The organism is Kosakonia pseudosacchari, from assembly GCF_900184035.1.
In the GTDB taxonomy this organism is placed as follows: domain Bacteria; phylum Pseudomonadota; class Gammaproteobacteria; order Enterobacterales; family Enterobacteriaceae; genus Kosakonia; species Kosakonia pseudosacchari.
Map to the genome: position 1 here is coordinate 117,680 of NZ_FXWP01000025.1, position 19,716 is coordinate 137,395.

Genomic DNA, 19,716 nt, shown 5'->3' on the forward strand with positions numbered 1-19,716 from the left:
AATTTCACAGAATAGTTAAAAACTCCTTTCAGAATTTTTCATTGTGACGGTAAGCGTAAATATAAAATATTTTTTGCTAAATTAAAAATAATAATATCTTTGTTATCAAACGCATGGTGCTGTAAATATCACGATGATGTTGTTATGGTGATATATTTTCTTGCCATATAGACTTAAAAGGTATTTATTATAAATTTGTAAGGGTTATTACTCGCGACGGAGGGTTTTAATGAGAAGTAAATAACTTCATAGATAAGAGGATGTGGCTGATTAATCGCGTTTTTTATATGATGTGACGCTGACGTAATGATTTCCCTCGGTATTATTTCCTGCTTTTCAAAATGGATATAGCTGGTGTAGAGAATGGATGGATGCACTAATTGATAGGCTTATCGTTAAAACATGTTGAGTTTTACCTCATTCGGTTCGCAACGTTGGCGACAAGATCTCCTGCGTTTGCAGTGAATAATTAGTTGTTCATTTAAAGGATAAAAACATTCATCAGGAATATTACTTGATAGCACTCTGTTTTCTGAAAAAAATTGTGCTGTCAATTAATTACGACGCTTTGGCTTTCATTCATTAGGTTGGAATATATGGACATATCTCCCAATAATAGCTTTTTAGACAGTGCATCAGTGGCGAAAGAATGTACAGCGCTTCCAGCGTTGCCGTTTCCATTGAGTTCAGATCAGCAAGCAATTTGGTTCGCTCAGACGCTAAATCCTGAATTAACTAACTACAATATAGGGAGCGTTATGATCATTGATGGCAATATCGTTCCCGATATCATGATTAAAGCATTTGACTCTGTCATTAAGCGGCATGATGCATTTCGTTTGCGGATAGTTGCCGGTACGTCGCCAGCACAATATTTTGCTTCTTCCGCTTTGCCATTAATGGAATTTAAGGATTTTTCGGCAACGGATAACCCAATAAATGAAGCTGAACAGTATGTGAAACTAAATTTTACTCAGCCATTTAATTTGGCAGAAAGGTTATGGCGTAGTTCGTTAATCTATGCAGGCAATAACCGCTGGTATTGGCAACTGTGTTGCCATCATATTATCGCCGACGGAACGAGTCTGAGCCTGCTTAACGTGGAGTTGAGCGAAAATTATAGTCGTCTTATTCGCGGGGAGAAATTATCTGCAGGGGCTGCGTTATCTTATGCCGATTTTGTTGCCAGTGATGCGACTTATCTGAGTGCGAAGCAGTGCAACAAAGACCAGGCTTTTTGGCTTGAGCGATATACGACATTGCCGCCGCCATTATTCCCTCCGTTGGCGACAACCCGGACGCCGGCATCATATCTGCCTGATCCCGTGACCTGGATGCTTGAGGAAAATCTTTTTCAGCGCATTGAACAAGTGGCTTCTTTATATGGGCTCTCTATATTGCATTTTATGTATGCCCTTTTTGCCTGTTATTTTAAAAGAATAAAAAACAGTGACGATATTGTTTTTGGTATTCCGCTCCATAATCGAAGAAATGCACAACAAAAAACGGCGGTGGGCATGTATGCCTCTGTTATCCCGGTTCGCATTAGATTAACCGATGAGGATACTTTTTCTGATGTGATGCAAAAAGCAGCCGATGAATTACGTCTTTGCTATAAACATCAGAGGCTGCCGATTACGGAAATTCAGCGGAGAATAAAGAATCAGCAAAAAACCGACAGCGCGAATTTATTTGACATGTCGCTATCTTATGAACCTTACGACGTTAACATTCATCTGGAAGGGGCGTCAGTTCATACCATCAAACCTCATCACCGGGCACAATATCCTTTAGCGATAACCATTAATCAGTACGCTATTACCAGCAATAATAAACAGAGCCAGTCAGTCTGCGTTGAATTTAATTTCTCCCTCGACTATTTCACACCTGCCGATATTCAGGTAATGCAATCTCGCCTTGCTGTATTACTGGAAGGCGCACTGCAGAATAGTGATACGCCAGTGTCTCACTTACCGATTTTATCGACACATGAACGCCAGAAACTGCTACAGCCTGCTCCCGCTATAGAAAGTGACGCTTCTGACCTATTAATCCACGAAATGTTTGAAGCTCAAGCCCGTCGATCGCCACAGGCTATCGCTGTCGTTTTCGAGGGGGAGTCACTAACCTATGATGCTCTGAACCGCAGAGCAAACACGCTGGCCCATCAGCTCATCAGAATGGGTGTTCATCCGAATGACCGCGTGGCTATTTGCCTGCAACGTGGCCTGGATATGGTGATCGGCATCCTCGGTATCCTCAAGGCGGGCGGGGGCTATGTTCCGTTGGATCCGGTCTATCCGGGCGAACGGCTCAATTACATGCTGGAAGATTCCGCCCCCGTCGCACTGGTCACCCATTCTGGCCTTGTGCAGGCGCTGAATAGCGCTATTCCTGCCGTGTTAATGGATGCGCCGTTTCCAGCCAGTGCTGACGAAGATGATGAGAATAACCCTGTGCCATTATCTCCTGGCCTGGCGGCGCACCATCTGGCTTACGTTATTTATACTTCCGGTTCCACAGGCCAGCCCAAAGGCGTAATGGTCGAACACCGCAATATCACTCGCCTTTTAACCGTCAGCCAGCCTGTTTTTAGCTTTAGTCACAACGATACCTGGTCGCTATGTCACTCTTTCTCTTTTGATTTTTCCGTCTGGGAGTTATTCGGTGCGTTATGTTCAGGCGGGCGGTTGATTGTGGTATCAACGGCGTGCGCTCGCTCACCCGACTCGCTTTATGCACTGTTATGCCGTGAACAGGTTACGGTGCTCAATCAAACCCCCAGCGCATTCCGCCAGTTGATTGCTGCCCAGGACTCAACTCCACATACCCTGCGTTGCATCATCTTTGGTGGGGAAGCGCTTGAAATGCGCACTCTTGTGCCGTGGATCCACAACGCAGCAAACCGTAATACGCGTCTTATTAACATGTATGGCATCACGGAAATCACCGTACATGCGACCTGGTATGAAATAGCGCCTTCAGATATCACCTCGCAGGGTGCCAGTGTGATTGGCGGCCCGCTCGCCGATCTGCGGATCTACATCCTGGACAATCACCGTCAACTGGTGCCGTCTGGCGTGACGGGCGAACTCTATATTGCGGGCAACGGCGTGGCGCGCGGTTACCTGAACCGACCGGAGCTGACGGCAGAACGTTTTCTGCCGGACCCGTTCACGCCCGGCCAGCGGATGTACCGGACCGGCGATCTCGGGCGCTGGCTGCCGGACGGCAACATTGAGTTTCTCGGACGCAATGATTTCCAGGTCAAGCTGCGCGGGTTCCGTATCGAGCCGGGAGAGATTGAGGCCTGCCTGGCGGAATGCGACGGCGTGCGCGACGCGGTGGTGGTGGTGCGGGAGGACACGCCGGGTGATAAACGGCTGGTCGCCTACCTGCTGGCACAGCCCGGTCAGACGACGGAGCCTGCACAACTGCGTCAGCAGCTGGCGCAGTCGCTGGCGGAGTACATGCTGCCCGCCGCGTTCGTCACGCTGGAAAGTTTCCCGCTCACGCCGAACGGCAAGCTGGATCGCCGGGCGCTGCCCGCCCCGGATCGCACGGCGGTGGTCACCCGCGGGGATGACGCGCCGGTGGGTGAGGTGGAAAACGCGCTGGCGGCCATCTGGTGCGACCTGCTGGGGCTGTCGCAGGTCGGGCGGCACGACAACTTTTTTGAACTTGGCGGCCATTCGCTGAGGGTGGTCAGCCTGCTGGAGCGGCTGCGCGGCCGGGGCATGACGCTGGATATCCGCGGGGCGTTCTCCGCCCCGGTGCTGGCCGACATGGCCCGGCGCATCACCCTCCGGGAGGCGGATACGCCGGTGCCGCCGCCACGTATCCCGGCTGACTGCCGGGCGATCACGCCCGGTATGCTGCCGCTGGTCAGCCTGTCGCAGGCGGAGACTGATGCGGTGGTGGCCACGGTGGAGGGCGGGGCGGCGAACGTGCAGGACATTTACCCGCTGTCGCCGCTGCAGGAGGGCATTCTGTTTCACCATCTGCTGCAGGGGCAGGGGGATGCCTACCTGCTCAGCAGCCTGCTGGCCTTCGACACCCGCGCGCTGCTGGAGGCATTCCTGGCGGCGCTGCAGCAGGTGATTGACCGCCACGACATCCTGCGCAGCGCGGTGTGCTGGCAGGGCGTGTCCCGCCCGGTGCAGGTGGTCCGGCGTCGCGCCGTCCTGCCGGTGACGGTGCTGGTGCCGCAGGCCGGGCAGGATGTCGCGGCACAGCTGCGGGCGCAGGCCAGCCGGCCGCGGCGCATGGACGTCAGCCGCGCGCCGCTGTTCCGCGCACAGACGGCGTACGACCCGGCACAGCCGCGGTGGCTGCTGGCGCTTGAGTTTCATCATCTGGTCTGTGACCACATCTCCATGGCGCTGGTCTGCGACGAAATCACGCAGATTCTGGACGGGAACGCGGCAGCGCTGGCGGCGCCGGTGCCCTACCGCAACTTTATCGCCCGCACGCTGCGGGTGCCGGAGAGTGAGCATGAGGCGTGGTTCCGCGCCCGGCTGGCGGATATCGACACGCCGACCGCCCCGTATGACACGGCCGTCACGCGGGAAAGCGACGGGACGGGCGGGGAAGCGCGGCAGACGCTGGACAGCGCGCTGGCGGGGCACATCCGCGCGCAGGCGCGGCGGCTGGGCGTCAGCCCCGGGGTGCTGTTCCACACGGCGCTGGCCCGCCTGCTGGCGCAGCTGTGCGGCCGGGATGAGGTGGTGTCCGGCACCGTGCTGATGGGGCGTCTGCAGGCCGGTGACAGCGGTGAGTCCGGCCCCGGCATGTTCATCAACACGCTGCCGCTGCGGGTGTCGCTGGCCGGGCTGAGTGCGCGGGAGGCCGTGCTGGCGACGCGGGATGCGCTGGCGGCGCTGTTTGAGCATGAACAGGCGCCGCTGTCGCTGGCGCTGCGCTGCAGCGGGGTGCCGCAGCCGCTGCCGTTGTTCAGCACGCTGCTGAATTACCGTCACAGCCCGGCGCGCAGCGGGCTTATCCGCGAGGGCATCCGGCTGCTGGAGGCGCAGGAGCGGACCCACTACCCGATAGTGTTCTCGGTGGATGACACCGGGGAGGGGTTCATCCTGACGGCGCAGACGGCGGCGGGCATTGACCCGCAGCGCCAGCTCGGTTACCTGCAGGCCACGCTGGCGTCGCTGAGTGCGGCGCTGGCGCATGAGCCGCAGCGTCCGGTGCTGAGCCTCCCCGTACTGCCAGAAGGGGAACGCAACCAGATGCTGGTGGCGTTTAACGCCACGCGGGCGACGCTTCCGGCTGAACGCCTGGTCCACTGCCTGTTTGAGGCACAGGTGGCGCGCACGCCGGATGCGGTGGCGGTGGTGTGTGAAGATATCAGGCTCAGCTATGATGCGCTGAACCGCCGGGCCAACCGGCTGGCGCACCGGCTGCTGGCGCTGGGGGTACGCCCGGACGACCGGGTGGCGGTGTGCCTGCCGCGCAGCGCTGATGCGCTGGTGGCGATACTGGGCATTCTGAAAGCGGGCGGCGCGTATGTGCCGCTGGACCCGGCGTACCCGGCGGGACGGCTGGATTACATGCTGGCGGATGCCGCGCCGGTGGCGCTGGTGACGCAGCGTGCGCTGGCGCAGAAGCCGGACACCGCGCTGCCGGTGATACTGACGGACGCGGATCCGGAGGAGGGGGCGGCAGAACACAACCCGGAGGCGCAGGGGCTGACGCCGGCACATCTGGCGTATGTGATTTACACCTCCGGTTCGACCGGGAAACCCAGGGGGGTGATGGTTGAACACCGCAATGTCATTAACTTGTATGCCGCCTTACAGTTCCGGTTGGATCTCCAGCAACCGTCTCGTATCACGATGAATGCCAGTATGGTGTTCGATGCGTCAGTACAATGCTGGTTGCAATTATTGTCAGGGCATACGGTTGTTATCGTGCCCGAAGAGGTGCGCAAAGAAGGGACGGCCTTTTTGGATTTTCTGCGACGACAGCGTATCGATATTGTTGATTGTACCCCCCTTCAGTTGCAAGGGCTGCTTGACGCAGGTTTACACGATATCGCTAAAGAGCATCCCAGTATGGTTATTATCGGTGGCGAGGCGATTCCTTTATCAGCATGGTCGGCCATGCAAAACATTGAGCAGATCCATTTTGTGAATGCCTATGGTCCGACGGAGTGCACCGTCAATGCCAGCATGTGCATGATTGATAAAACATTGGCGACGCCGAGTATCGGCAAACCGCTCGCCAACACACAGATCTATCTGCTGGATGAGCACGGCCTGCCGGTACCGCTGGGGATCTGCGGTGAGATCCATATCGCCGGTGAAAGCGTGGCGCGCGGTTACCTGAACCGACCGGAGCTGACGGCAGAACGTTTTCTGCCGGACCCGTTCACGCCCGGCCAGCGGATGTACCGGACCGGCGACCTCGGTCGCTGGCTGCCGGACGGCAACATTGAGTTTCTCGGGCGCAATGATTTTCAGGTCAAGCTGCGCGGGTTCCGTATCGAGCCGGGGGAGATTGAGGCCTGCCTGGCCGGATGCGACGGCGTGCGCGACGCGGTGGTGATGATGCGGGAGGACACGCCGGGTGATAAACGGCTGGTCGCCTACCTGCTGGCACAGCCCGGTCAGACGCTGGTGCCCGCCCGGCTGCGTCAGCAGCTGGCGCAGTCGCTGGCGGAGTACATGATGCCTGCCGCGTTCGTCACGCTGGAAAGTTTCCCGCTCACCCCGAACGGCAAGCTGGATCGCCGGGCGCTGCCCGCCCCGGATCGCACGGCAGTGGTCACCCGCGGGGATGACGCGCCCGTTGGTGACGTGGAAGAAACGCTGGCTGCCATCTGGTGCGACCTGCTGGGGCTGTCGCAGGTCGGGCGGCATGACAACTTTTTTGAGCTCGGCGGTCACTCCTTACTGGCGGTTCAGCTGTTAAACCGCATGGCAAAAACGGGGCTGGCTATCTCGCTGGCGACACTCTTTGCCAGACCGTCCCTCGCGCAGCTTGCGTGTGTCATTCAGAACAGGGAAACATCACTCGTTTCACCTTTTGCCGATAATCCCATTGTGCTGCGGGATGAAGGTGCACAACCGCCACTCTTTTTGCTGCATGAGCCTTCAGGCGATCCGCTGGTCTATTCGCCTCTGGCCACGTTGTTGCGAGTTGATCGCCCCGTATATGCGCTTTCAGCACTTGGTCTGCATACCGCAGAGAATCCGCCGACATCGCTGGAAGCGCTGGCTGCCTGTCATATTGAGGCCATCCGCCGTTTACAGCCGCATGGACCTTACCATCTTGCTGGCTGGTCTTTAGGGGGCGTTATCAGTTATGAAATAGCGGTGCAGTTACAGCGAAGCGGGGAAGAGATCGCCTTTATCGGCATGATTGATAGCTATCATCCGGCTGCGCATCAAACGCGTGATTTCAGCACGAGCAGCGAGCGGGCACTGCGCGACGACATGATCGTAAATTTCTTGTCCATGCATGTGCCGGAGAGCGAAAGATCGATACTGGCACAGCTGCAAACGCCCATTGATATGCAAGCCTTTTTTGATCTTTGTAGCGAACATAATTGGTTGCCGAAGGATATTCGCTATGAGGATCTATTGCTACGAATGGAAACGGTGTTGTACCTCAGGCCGCTGGGGTTACGGTATCAGCCGACTCCTGCGGATCTCACCATCAATCTTTATACGGCAAACCCGGATGAAAGCGACGATATCTGGCGTGGCTGGCATGGCACCGTAAGCAGCGATTCGTCGCTACATATTGTTGGTGGAACGCATTTATCGATTATGCAACCGCCGTTACTGGCGCAACTGGCGAAGCGAATGTCAGCAGATCTGCTCCCCCGATCTTGCTGGCACCCTGTGGTGATTATGCAGGAAGGCGCTGATTGCGAAACGCCACTCTTTTGCATCCCAGGTGCTGGCGCATCGGCATTCAGTTTTCTCGACCTGGTGGGGTTTTTGCCTGCAAAACTTCCTGTTTATGCGCTACAGGCGCGCGGGCTCACCAATGTGAGAACCATGCCGCACCTGACGATTGAAGAGACGGCGCGAGATTACATCTGCGCAATGCGTGAACGGCAGCCTTCCGGGCCATACCACCTTATTGGGCACTCTTTTGGCGGCTGGATAGCCTTTGAAATTGCGCTGCAATTACAGGCGCAGGGGGAGATGGTTGCCGATCTGATTATCATTGATAGCCGCTCCCCCGGAGTCAGGCCGCCGATCAGCCATCTCGGGGCGGTGATGCAATTAATCAGCATTTATAATTTGATGCTAAATCGGGCGCTGCCTGTTACGGAGGAAGCACTATCGCGGATGGAGCCGCACCAGCGGCTTATCTGCTTGCATCAACTTTTGATTGAGGCGGGAGTGTATACCCGTAACACGCCGCTTTCGTTGCTGGCGGGCGTTTTCCATGTGTTGTACGCAAACCTGAATACGTCCTATATTCCCCGCAAGCGTTACCAGGGCATGTTGCATAGCATTAATGCACAAGAAGCTAATGGCGCAGAGCGGGCACAGCGCGAAGCGATTTGGCGTGAATACGCGACACACTTCACCACCGTGTTGAGCCCCGGGAATCATATGACTATGCTGACCGCGCCGCATGCGGGCATGCTGGCCGATCATATAATGACCGTGATGAGTAAGCCTTAGCCGGGGCCGTTTTTGGTATCCAACCTAAACCACTTCTGACGAGGTGGTTTTTTATTTGTGCCTCTAAAAGCACAGATCAGAGCAGCCTCCTGCTTCCGGTTATATTTGCACGCTGGTAAAGTGATTCGCGGGTAAAAACGAGGGAGCAGAGGCAGACAAAGATGAGCGGGCGTATCGACTATCAGATTGAAAAATATAGTTTCACCGCCGTTGATGAAACGCCGCGTCTGGCGCGTCAGTGGGCCGATGTCATGGACGAGTGCCGTCAGACGCAGGCCGGGGCGCAGGAGCGTTTACGCATTGCATTGTTGAATGTGGATTACGTTACCAGCCTGGAGCTGCCTTTTCGTTTGTTGCTGGTTCGTGCGCCGCAGCTTATCGACAGCCTGCGCGATGAGCTGCAAATCAGCCGTAAACCCGCCGTTATCAGCGGCAGCCGCTGGGGATGTACCTACAGTCTGAAAAGCGATTTAAGCACTATTCCGGATGCTTTTAGCTACCGCTTTTCCAATCGTATCCGTCGCCTTGATCCCACCAACGTTACGGCGGCACCGTACCAGCAAATCGCTAAAGAGGTTAAAGCCCCGCGCGAACGCCTGAAGCTGGCGCTGGAGAAGGGGCTCCAGGTCACGGCGCTTGATGCGTTATTCTGGTTTGGCATTCAGCGGCTTGCCGCAGATGTGGCGAGGCTCAGAAAGAAAGGGATGAGAATCAGCACCGCAGAAACGGATGTATTCGATAGCCTGACGGGCACAACGCGGCGGGTACCGTATTATCAACTTGAACAGCGTTAAAGAAACTTTAGCGATATATTTAAATTCATTCAGGAATACTTTCTGAAAATATAGCGCGGCTCTATTATCGGTAATAATATTATCTGGAAAGTACAGTGCGCTAATTAACTCATCAATTAATAACTTCGCGCATTAAAAATTAATTGAAAGCCTTTATTTATTCCTAATCTTTAGTATTTGCTGTAAAAAAATGAACCGTTTTGGTTTATTGTTCCCGTGTTATGCGCAGGGACCGTGACGCGCAAATATCTCAAAACAATAAACAGAGAGGGAACGATGAGCGATAGCTTCCAGCGGGAGATACCGAAAGCGCGTATCAACCTGAAACTCGACCTGCATACGGGCGGAGCACAGAAAAAAACAGAATTACCTTTGAAATTACTGGTTGCGGGTGATTTTAGTCATGGGCAGGAAACCGCATCTTTAAGCGAACGTGTTAAAGTCAATATTAATAAGAATAACTTTAATAGTGTTCTTTCTGATTATTCCCCAAAAGTTAACCTGGTTGTCGAAAATACACTGGCTGGTAATGGTAGCGAAGAGAATATCAGCTTGACGTTCCGCGATATGAAAGATTTCACACCAGAAGAGGTCGCCCGCCAAATTCCCCAGCTCAAAGCTATGCTGGCAATGCGTAATCTGCTTCGCGATCTGAAAGCGAACTTACTCGATAATCAGACTTTCCGAAAGGAATTAGAAAAAATTCTTCTTAACCCCTCTCTCAGCGCAGAGTTGCGTGATGAGCTCTCATCCCTTGCGCCCAAACAGCCATGAATGCTGGCGAAGTTTTAACAGATGAATAAGGAATGTTGATGTCTGTACAAAATGAAAGTGTCGCCACCGGCGAAAGCGTGGTTTTACAAGGCTCGCAAGCGGGAGGTGTCTATGCCTCTTTATTTGAAAAAATCAATCTGAGCCCGGTAACGGCGTTAAGCGCGCTGGATATCTGGCAGGATGCGCAAGCAATGTCGGACGCTACTGCCGATGAGCGTCTGACCGCCGGGATGCAGGTGTTCCTGGAATGCCTGACAAAGTCCGGTTCGAAAGTCGAAAAACTTGACCGTAATTTGATTGACCACCATATCGCAGAGCTGGATTACCAGATCAGCCGCCAACTGGATGCAGTGATGCACCATGAGGCGTTTCAGACTGTAGAAAGTCTGTGGTGTGGGCTGAAATCCCTGGTAGATAAAACCGATTTTCGCCAGAACGTTAAAATCGAACTGCTCGATCTCTCCAAAGACGATCTGCGCCAGGATTTCGAAGATAGCCCCGAAATTATCCAGAGCGGTTTATACAAACATACTTACATCGACGAGTATGACACGCCGGGTGGCGAGCCTATCGCCGCGCTGATCTCCGCTTACGAATTTGATGCTTCTGCGCAGGATGTCGCTTTGTTGCGCAATATTTCGAAAGTGTCTGCCGCGGCCCACATGCCGTTTATTGGCTCTGCGGGACCGAAATTCTTCCTCAAGGACGCGATGGAGGACGTGGCGGCGATTAAAGATATCGGCAACTACTTTGACCGTGCTGAATACATCAAGTGGAAATCCTTTCGCGAGACGGACGACTCCCGCTACATCGGTCTGGTAATGCCACGCGTGCTTGGCCGTCTGCCATATGGTCCTGATACCGTGCCGGTACGCAGCTTCAATTATGTTGAAGAAGTGAAAGGGCCGGATCACGATAAATACTTGTGGACTAACGCTTCGTTCGCCTTTGCTGCCAATATGGTTCGCAGCTTTATCAATAACGGCTGGTGCGTACAAATTCGCGGCCCGCAGGCGGGCGGTGCCGTTCAGGATCTGCCTATTCACCTCTATGACCTTGGCACGGGCAATCAGGTCAAAATTCCCTCTGAAGTGATGATCCCGGAAACGCGTGAATTTGAGTTCGCCAATCTCGGCTTTATTCCGCTGTCGTATTACAAAAACCGTGATTACGCCTGCTTCTTCTCCGCGAACTCCACGCAGAAACCGGCGCTGTACGATACCGCTGACGCAACCGCCAATAGCCGTATCAATGCGCGCCTGCCGTATATCTTCCTGCTCTCGCGTATTGCGCATTACCTGAAGCTTATTCAGCGCGAAAACATCGGCACCACCAAAGATCGCCGGTTACTGGAACTGGAGCTGAACACCTGGGTGCGTAGCCTGGTCACCGAAATGACCGATCCGGGCGACGAGCTGCAGGCTTCCCACCCGCTGCGCGATGCCAAAGTTGTGGTCGAAGATATTGACGATAACCCCGGATTCTTCCGCGTCAAACTCTATGCCATCCCCCATTTCCAGGTCGAAGGCATGGATGTCAACCTGTCACTGGTTTCCCAGATGCCGAAGGCGAAGTCATAAGGCGAGGGAAAACCAGGGATGAAGATTTATCGTCCGTTATGGCATGAAGGGGCCTTACTGGCCCCACAGCAGTTTCAGCAACAGTCCGGGTGGGACTCTTTTTCCCGTGCCGGATTGTCGCGGCTTTACAGCCCCTTTCCCTGGGGTGTTGAGTGTGTAGAGCTCAATGACGCCCTTCTCGCGTCTGGTCGGGTGCAGGTGCAGACCCTGCGCCTGTGGCTTCCTGATGGCACATTGGTTGACACACAAAACAGTGATTTACCGCCTGAGCCGAGAGAAGTGGAACTGTCAGATTCCGCTCAGATGGATAGTGTGACCGTGCTGATTGCGTTGCCAGTGATGCAACCCGGCATTGTTAATGTCCAGATGGACACAGTGCCTGCCGAACGTCCGCTGCGTTATCGCGAAGAGTGGGTAACGGTTCAGGATGTATTCGGTCAGGAAGAAGAACCGATGGCAGTGGCCCGTTTCAACCTTGCGTTCCGTTTTGATCATGAAAGTAATGATGCCTGGCAGACCTGCGCTGTAGCTCGTCTATTGCGTAACGGGCAGGGGGGCTGGCGTCAGGATCCGGACTTTGTGCCGCCGATGGCAATGTTCTCTGCGAGCAGCCTGTTACGTGAACGTCTGGTGCTGCTGAATCGCCAGTTGCGTTCCCGACGCCAGCGTCTGATGGCGATGCGTCGAGAGAGCAATGACCGCATGGCGGATTTTGCGGTTGCCGATGTCTCGTTGTTCTGGTTGCTAAATGCGCTGAATACGCATGCCCGTGTTTTGACGGAGTTCGAACGTTTTCCGTCCCGTCACCCTGAACAGGTATGGGCAGAGCTGGCGCGACTTGCGGGTAGTCTGCTGACGTTTTCTCTGGATCGCGATCTGGATGCGATCCCGGACTACGACCATCACGCCCCGGAAAACACCTTCCCGCCGTTATTTGAACTTATCAGCGAGCTGCTGGAAGCCAGTCTGCCGTCGCGTGTTGTTGCCGTGAATATGACCCGTCAGGACGAGCAGACCTGGAAAGCGGTGTTGCATGATATTCGTCTGCGCGAAGAAGCCGATTTTTATCTGTCTGTCCGTTCAAATCTGCCTGCCTGGCAGGTGGCCGAGAAATTTACTGAAATGGCCATGGCTGGTACCCCGGATGATGTGGGGCAGATTACCGGCGTGGCGATGGAAGGTATTGGTCTTATCCCTCTCACCCGTGTTCCTGCTGCACTGCCGGTGCGCCTGGAAAATCAGTATTTCGTGCTGGATATGGAGAGCCGTGCGGCGCATGAGATGCTGGAGCAGGGCGTGTGTTTGTTCTACGTACCGTCATTGTTGGGCGAGCTTGAACTTGAACTGTTTGCGGTGCTGCGCTCATGAGAAAGGATATCGATATCGACGACCTGATGGCGGATACCTGGCTCACAGTGGCACAACTGCGTCACGGCGGCAGAGCTCCGGATGGCAAGGCGCTCTATAAAAACTGTTGTGCACAGGTGGAGAGCGTACGTGAAGCACTGGAGCGCGCTGGTTACGACAGCGAGAGCATCGCGCATATTACCTATGCGCAGTGTGCCCTGCTGGATGAAGCGGTGATGAACCGCAAGCCCGTTTCTGCTGCAGCAGAAGCGGATTCGTTGGACTATGAATTTGCCACTGAGGTACTGCAGAAGGCTGACATGGACGAAGGTATCAAAGCCTGGCGCGCAGCGCCGTTGCAGGCCCGTTACTTTGGTTCGCTACGTGCGGGTGGTGCCTTATATGACCGCATTGCGGAAGTATTGCTTCAGCCGTCACCGGTTCCTGCGGTGCTGACCTGCTACCAGCGTGTTCTTGCGCTGGGGTTCCAGGGGCAGTTTGCCCTCTCCGGTGCCGGACAGACGCAGCGAGAAGAGGTGGTTGCGGCTCTTAATGAGCGTGTACCACCGCTGGAGACTCGCGTTGACCTGGTCGTACAGAAAACCGGTAAACGCCGCTACAACATTCTGCGCTCCGTATGGTTCTGGATAATCCTGTCGGCGATTCTCACTGCACTGGTCTGGGCTGGTGGTCACCTGTGGTTGAAGGATCTTTTGCGCCAGCAACTCCCGGAGTTGCGCTGATGCGAAAATCTGCACTGCCACGGGCTGCGTTTCCGGTGCTGATTTGTCTGGCTGCCGCGCTCTGGGTGATTTGGGGTTTTCTGAATGTCTCTGTGCTGGTTAACAGTGTGCTGACGCTGACAGGGCTCATGGTGGCGCTGTTGCTGATGTGTAGCTGCTATCGTCGCCAGCAGCCTGCCGGTCAACGTATTGATAAGCGTGTTTCTCCACCAGCAGGTTTCACCGGCCCGGTTTTGCTGGTGTGCGGTGATATTGACGACCACCTGTTTGTGCAGGGAGCATGCCGAACCACGGCGCAGGGCTGCTATCTGAAAGTGGGTTCAACGGATCAGTTAAGCAAATTTGCTGATCATTTACTCGCGCGTGAACCAGGTATGGCCGAGCAATTAGTGGTGATGTTCCGCTGCTTGCCAGATTTGCACAAGGATGAGGGGCGACTGCGTGTTTCTCTGAAGGAACTGCGTCAGCAGGTGAAACAGCTGAAAAATCTTTCCGGCTATATGCCACCTGTCGTGTTGGTTGGTGAATTTTCCGGGCCGGAAACGCCGTGGATCGTAATACGGGGTAACACGCCGCTGTTTTTCCCGACGGATGAACCTGCACAAACGCTGGAGGAGTGGCGATCTCTGCCCGAAAACGTGATCTGTCTGCCGTACCTGTCTCATGCGGTTAGCCTGCTGCAACAGGTGGTGATGGATGAACTGACGAAAGCGGACATCCTGTGTCCGGTTGTCACCCCGTTTGCGGTGGTTGTGCGCAGTGGGGCAGTCCGTAGTGAAATCGAGGCCATCTGGCCGCAGTGGTTGTTTCGCCATACCAAACTGCTGCCCCCAGCTTCCAGCTCAACGTATCCGTCGCTGTGGCATTTTGCCGATCCGGTTCTGCCGTTACTTGCGCCTTATGCCATGCCGCTTCAGGGCGGGAAAACCTGGCGTCTTGTGGTGATGTTCCTGTTGTTTTGCATCGTCAGCGCGCTTGGTCTGTCCGTTCTGCATAACCAGTCCCTTATTGGGCGGATCGCTGCTGATCTGCAGCGCTGGTACGCCATTCCCATGACCCACTACGCAGCGAAAGCGCAGTCACTACAATCCTTGCAACAGGATGCCCTGTTGCTGGAGCGCTGGAAGCGTCAGGGCGAGCCGCAGCGTTACGGACTGGGACTCTATCCTGGTGAGCGTTTGTGGCTGAGTGTTCAGCAGGCCATTGATACTTATGTTCCGCCACCGCCGCCGCAAAAACCAAAACTGGTACCGAAAATTATCCGCCTCGACAGCATGTCGCTATTCGACACGGGTGAGTCAGACCTCAAGTCTGGTTCTACCAGACTGCTGGTCAACTCTCTGGTGGACATCAAGGCCAGACCCGCCTGGCTGATTGTCGTGTCCGGTCATACCGATAACACCGGTAACCCGAAACTGAATCAGACACTGTCCCTGAAACGTGCCGAAGCGGTACGCGACTGGATGCGTGACACCGGTGATGTGCCGGAAAGCTGTTTTGCGGTGCAGGGCTACGGTCAAAGTCGCCCCATTGCAACCAATGACACCCCGGAAGGCCGTGCGCTCAACCGCCGTGTCGAAATCAGTCTGGTACCGCAGGCCAACGCCTGTCAGTTACCGGGCAAACCCTCAGCGTCATCACAGGATGATGGCGTATCACAACACAATGGAGAGTAATTCCATGGCAATTCCTGTTTATCTTTGGCTGAAGGACGACGGCGGCGCGGACATCAAAGGATCTGTGGACGTCCAGGATCGCGAAGGCAGTATCGAAGTCGTTGCACAGCAGCATAATCTGTACATCCCGACTGACAACAACACCGGCAAGCTGACCGGCACCCGAATCCACACCCCGTTCCTGTTCACCAAGGAAATCGATTCTTCCAGCCCGTATCTGTACAAGGCGGTGACGACCGGCCAGACCCTGAAGTCTGCGGAATTCAAGTGGTACAAAATCAACGACGCGGGCCAGGAAGTGGAGTACTTCAACACCAAACTGGAAAACGTGAAAGTAGTGAAAGTGAATCCGGTGATGCACGACATCAAAGACCCTTCTTACGAGAAGCACAACCACCTCGAGCAGATCGAACTGCGCTACGAAAAAATCACCTGGACCTACAAAGACGGCAACATCATTCATTCCGATTCCTGGAACGAACGCGCCACCGCGTAAGTCGCAAGCGGACAGTCCCCCCTGTCCGCTTTTCCTTTTTTGCTGAATGTCTGTCCGTATGGGCGTTGAGCAAAGAAACACACAATTTGCCAGCCTGACCGCATGCGCTTTGGTCCCCTTCACGGGAAACAGCGATGGGCGGTAGCGTGTCCAGGAACCGACAACAGAGAGAATTTCATGGAAAATCCAGCTATCTTGCTTCGACGTCTGAATCCTTACTGTGCCCGTGCGATGGAAGGCGCGGCTTCGCTCTGTCAGACCCGTGCGCATGCGGAAATCCAGCCAGAGCACTGGCTGCTGAAACTACTGGAGCAGGGGGAAGGTGACCTGACGGTGCTGGCGCGTCGCTACGAGTGGGATATGGATGCACTATGGCAAGATTTGCTCGGCTGGCTGGATAACCAACCGCGCTCGGTGCGCAGCCGTCCGCAGCTATCCGCCGATATCCAGAAACTGATGCAGGAAGCCTGGATGCTGGCCTCGCTCGCAGGAGAAGAGCACATTCGCAGTGTTCACCTGCTGATGGCGCTGACGGAAAACCAGCGACTTGCCCACTGTGATGGTCTGTGGCCCCTGCTGACGCTGGGTCAAAGTCAACTGGAGCGCCTGCGCCCGCTGCTGGATGCGCAATCTGACGAACGCCCGGAAGTGCAGCAGGAAGCAGAACTGGCACAGAACTACGGTGGCGATGTTGAAATGGTCGGCTGCCCGGTGGGGGCAGAAGTAAAAGAGGGCGAACTGAGCGCGGCGCTACAGAGCTCACTGGATAAATTCACCCTCGACGTCACCGCCAAAGCGAAAGAAGGCAAAATTGATCCGGTGTTCGGTCGCGATACTGAAATCCGTCAGATGGTGGATATTCTGTCACGCCGTCGCAAGAACAACCCAATTCTGGTGGGGGAACCGGGTGTGGGTAAAACCGCATTGGTGGAGGGACTCGCGCTGCGCATTGCCGAAGGCAACGTGCCTGAATCGCTCAAATCTGTCGTTCTGCGCACCCTCGATCTTGGGTTGTTACAGGCGGGCGCAGGCGTGAAGGGGGAATTTGAACAGCGCCTGAAAAATGTTATCGATGCTGTGCAGCAATCGCCGGTGCCGATTCTGCTGTTTATTGACGAAGCACACACCATCATCGGGGCGGGCAACCATGCGGGAGGCGCAGACGCGGCTAACCTGCTAAAACCGGCGCTGGCGCGTGGTGAACTGCGTACCATCGCCGCCACTACGTGGTCTGAATACAAACAATACTTCGAGCGCGACGCTGCGCTGGAACGCCGCTTCCAGATGGTGAAAGTGGACGAACCGGACGACGATACCGCCTGTCTGATGCTGCGTGGTCTGAAATCCCGCTACGCCGAATATCATAAGGTGCATATCACTGACGATGCGGTTCGCGCTGCTGTGATACTTTCCCGCCGTTATCTGACGGGCCGTCAGTTGCCGGACAAAGCCGTTGATCTGCTCGATACCGCCAGTGCCCGCGTCCGCATGAGCCTCGACACCGTGCCGGAACGGCTGACCCGTCTTCGCTCGCAAATTACCGCTCTGGAAATGGAGAAGCAGGCGCTGCTGGAAGACACCGCCATCGGTAATCAGAGCCCCGGTGAACGCCTGACGGCGATTGAGCAGGAAGTGGTGCGTCTGACAGCTGAACTCGACGAACTTGAGACCAGGTACGATCAGGAGCTGAAACTCACCGAACGACTGCTGGCGAGCCGCCAGGACATCTCCCGACAAAGTGAAATCTTCACGCTGCAGCAGGAGTTGAGCGGCATCCAGCACAACAACCCGCTGCTCTCCGTTGATGTCGACGCGCGCACTGTCGCTAATGTGATAGCCGACTGGACCGGCGTGCCGTTGTCTTCCCTGATGAAAGACGAGCAGACCGAACTGCTGAGCCTGGAAGATGAAATCGGCAAACGCGTGGTCGGGCAGGATGTGTCCCTTGAGGCTATCGCCCAGCGTCTGCGCGCGGCAAAAACCGGGCTGACGCCAGAAAACGGCCCACAGGGCGTTTTCCTGCTGGTCGGCCCGAGTGGTGTCGGTAAAACCGAAACGGCGCTGGCGCTGGCAGAGGTGCTGTATGGCGGTGAAAAATCACTGATTACCATCAATCTGTCCGAGTACCAGGAGCCGCACACCGTATCCCAGTTGAAAGGCTCGCCTCCGGGTTATGTGGGTTACGGTCAGGGCGGGATTCTCACCGAAGCAGTACGCAAGCGCCCGTACAGCGTGGTACTGCTGGATGAAGTGGAAAAAGCCCACCGAGACGTGATGAATCTGTTCTATCAAGTGTTTGACCGCGGGTTTATGCGCGACGGCGAAGGCCGCGAAATTGACTTTCGCAACACTGTCATTCTGATGACCTCAAACCTCGGCAGCGACAACCTGATGCAGCTGCTCGACGAACAGCCAGAGGCCAGCGAAGGCGATCTCCACGAGCTGCTGCGCCCGATCCTGCGTGACCATTTCCAGCCTGCGCTGCTCGCCCGCTTCCAGACGGTGATTTACCGTCCGCTGGCGCATACTGCCATGCGCACCATCGTGGAAATGAAACTCACCCAGGTGAGCAAACGTCTGTACCGCCATTACGGCCTGGCCACACATGTCGACGAGAGCCTGTATGATGCCCTGACCGCCGCCTGCCTGCTGCCGGATACTGGCGCACGAAACGTCGACAGCTTGCTTAATCAGCAAATTCTTCCGGTGCTGAGCCAGCAGTTGCTTACCTATATGGCTGCGAAGCAGAAACCGAAAATGCTGACGCTTGGCTGGAGGGAGGAGGAGGGAGTTGAACTGGTGTTTGGCATCGAGTAAGCGATAAAGCATCTACAAAACTCAATTAGTATCTAAAAAAGGGAATTAAAAAATCTTTAAAAAAATGGCGTTATTAACCGTTGTTGCAGCGTTTTCTAATGCAGCAAATGCCGGATTATTTGATTCAAACGATTTTAAATGTGGCAGAGATGATGCAGTAAAAGCGCCTGGCGGATATATCAAGGATGAGGCATCGGGTATGTTGCAAAGCAGTTTTATCACAAAAATTCGGTTTAATTACGATAAACCAGTTTCCGTTTACCAGAATATGTTGAATAGCATGAAAGTAGAACTTACAAATGTCTCCACATCAGGCTCAGGAGGGGATGGTCTGGATTGCAGTGCGGCGATTTCAATTAAAATTCCACAAGATACGCTGGATGTTGTAAGCAAGGATCCTCATTATTTGCAGTATGTCACGGGCGATAATGGAAAGGTAAACAACAGCGGCGTTACCTGAAACGGCGTTACCTATATGGCCAAACTTGCTGATAATAATAAAGATATTCTTTTTAGTAATTTTAACTAGACTGACGTTTCTGCGGCTATGTTCAATATGAGCGTACTGGCAGTAAATAAAGACCAGATTATTAGTACGCTTTCGCAGAGTTCATTGAAGTTAGCACAGTCTGCCTATGCAAGCGCCGATCGTGAATTGAATGCTGTATGGAAAGAATTACCCGACTCAGCACGAAATTCAATGAAGAAAGAACAGATTGTATGGGTTAATAACAAAGTGGCGAAATGTGGAAAAATTCCAGATGGCAAAGCAGAAACAATTACTATGCTGTAGCGGGTTAATATTTATCAGTGCCAGACAAAAATGACTAAC

The 19,716-nt window shown here is 54.7% G+C and carries 11 protein-coding genes; all 11 read left to right on the forward strand.

Going from position 1 to position 19,716, the window contains the following annotated elements; translation table 11 throughout:
- Positions 1–596: 596 nt before the first annotated feature.
- The 11 genes from BN2591_RS19180 to BN2591_RS24800 all read left to right on the forward strand — a co-directional run bounded on the left by BN2591_RS19180 (position 597) and on the right by BN2591_RS24800 (position 19,677).
- Positions 597–8,657, forward strand: a complete 8,061-nt coding sequence (locus BN2591_RS19180) for a non-ribosomal peptide synthetase (protein WP_086873440.1) — start codon at positions 597–599, stop codon at positions 8,655–8,657.
- A gap of 161 nt (positions 8,658–8,818) precedes the next feature.
- Positions 8,819–9,451, forward strand: a complete 633-nt coding sequence (locus tag BN2591_RS19185; protein ID WP_086873441.1) for an ECs1377 family protein — start codon at positions 8,819–8,821, stop codon at positions 9,449–9,451.
- Between the two features lie 276 nt (positions 9,452–9,727).
- The gene (tssB, locus tag BN2591_RS19190) at positions 9,728–10,225 is read left to right on the forward strand and encodes a type VI secretion system contractile sheath small subunit (RefSeq protein ID WP_086873442.1); all 498 of its coding nucleotides are present in this window, start codon (positions 9,728–9,730) and stop codon (positions 10,223–10,225) included.
- A 32-nt stretch (positions 10,226–10,257) separates the two neighbouring features.
- Positions 10,258–11,805, forward strand: coding sequence for a type VI secretion system contractile sheath large subunit (gene tssC / locus BN2591_RS19195; RefSeq protein WP_086873443.1), 1,548 nt, complete (start codon positions 10,258–10,260; stop codon positions 11,803–11,805).
- Between the two features lie 18 nt (positions 11,806–11,823).
- On the forward strand, positions 11,824–13,173 hold the full coding sequence (gene tssK, locus BN2591_RS19200) for a type VI secretion system baseplate subunit TssK (RefSeq protein ID WP_086873444.1): 1,350 nt from the start codon (positions 11,824–11,826) through the stop codon (positions 13,171–13,173).
- Positions 13,170–13,895 (forward strand): type VI secretion system protein TssL, short form, encoded by a 726-nt coding sequence (tssL, locus tag BN2591_RS19205; RefSeq protein ID WP_086873445.1) that lies wholly within the window; start codon positions 13,170–13,172, stop codon positions 13,893–13,895. The genes tssK and tssL overlap by 4 nt, the downstream gene beginning before the upstream one ends.
- Positions 13,895–15,571, forward strand: a complete 1,677-nt coding sequence (locus BN2591_RS19210; protein WP_086873446.1) for an OmpA family protein — start codon at positions 13,895–13,897, stop codon at positions 15,569–15,571. Before tssL ends, BN2591_RS19210 begins: the two co-directional genes overlap by 1 nt.
- 4 nt (positions 15,572–15,575) lie before the next feature.
- Positions 15,576–16,067 carry a type VI secretion system effector Hcp gene (gene hcp, locus BN2591_RS19215; RefSeq protein ID WP_017457535.1) on the forward strand — a complete coding sequence of 164 codons (492 nt, stop codon included), beginning with the start codon at positions 15,576–15,578 and terminating at the stop codon, positions 16,065–16,067.
- Between the two features lie 177 nt (positions 16,068–16,244).
- On the forward strand, positions 16,245–18,884 hold the full coding sequence (tssH, locus tag BN2591_RS19220) for a type VI secretion system ATPase TssH (protein WP_086873447.1): 2,640 nt from the start codon (positions 16,245–16,247) through the stop codon (positions 18,882–18,884).
- A 64-nt stretch (positions 18,885–18,948) separates the two neighbouring features.
- Positions 18,949–19,344 (forward strand): hypothetical protein, encoded by a 396-nt coding sequence (locus BN2591_RS24795; protein WP_244173035.1) that lies wholly within the window; start codon positions 18,949–18,951, stop codon positions 19,342–19,344.
- 96 nt (positions 19,345–19,440) lie between these two features.
- The gene (locus BN2591_RS24800; protein ID WP_244173036.1) at positions 19,441–19,677 is read left to right on the forward strand and encodes a lysozyme inhibitor LprI family protein; all 237 of its coding nucleotides are present in this window, start codon (positions 19,441–19,443) and stop codon (positions 19,675–19,677) included.
- Positions 19,678–19,716: the final 39 nt, after the last annotated feature.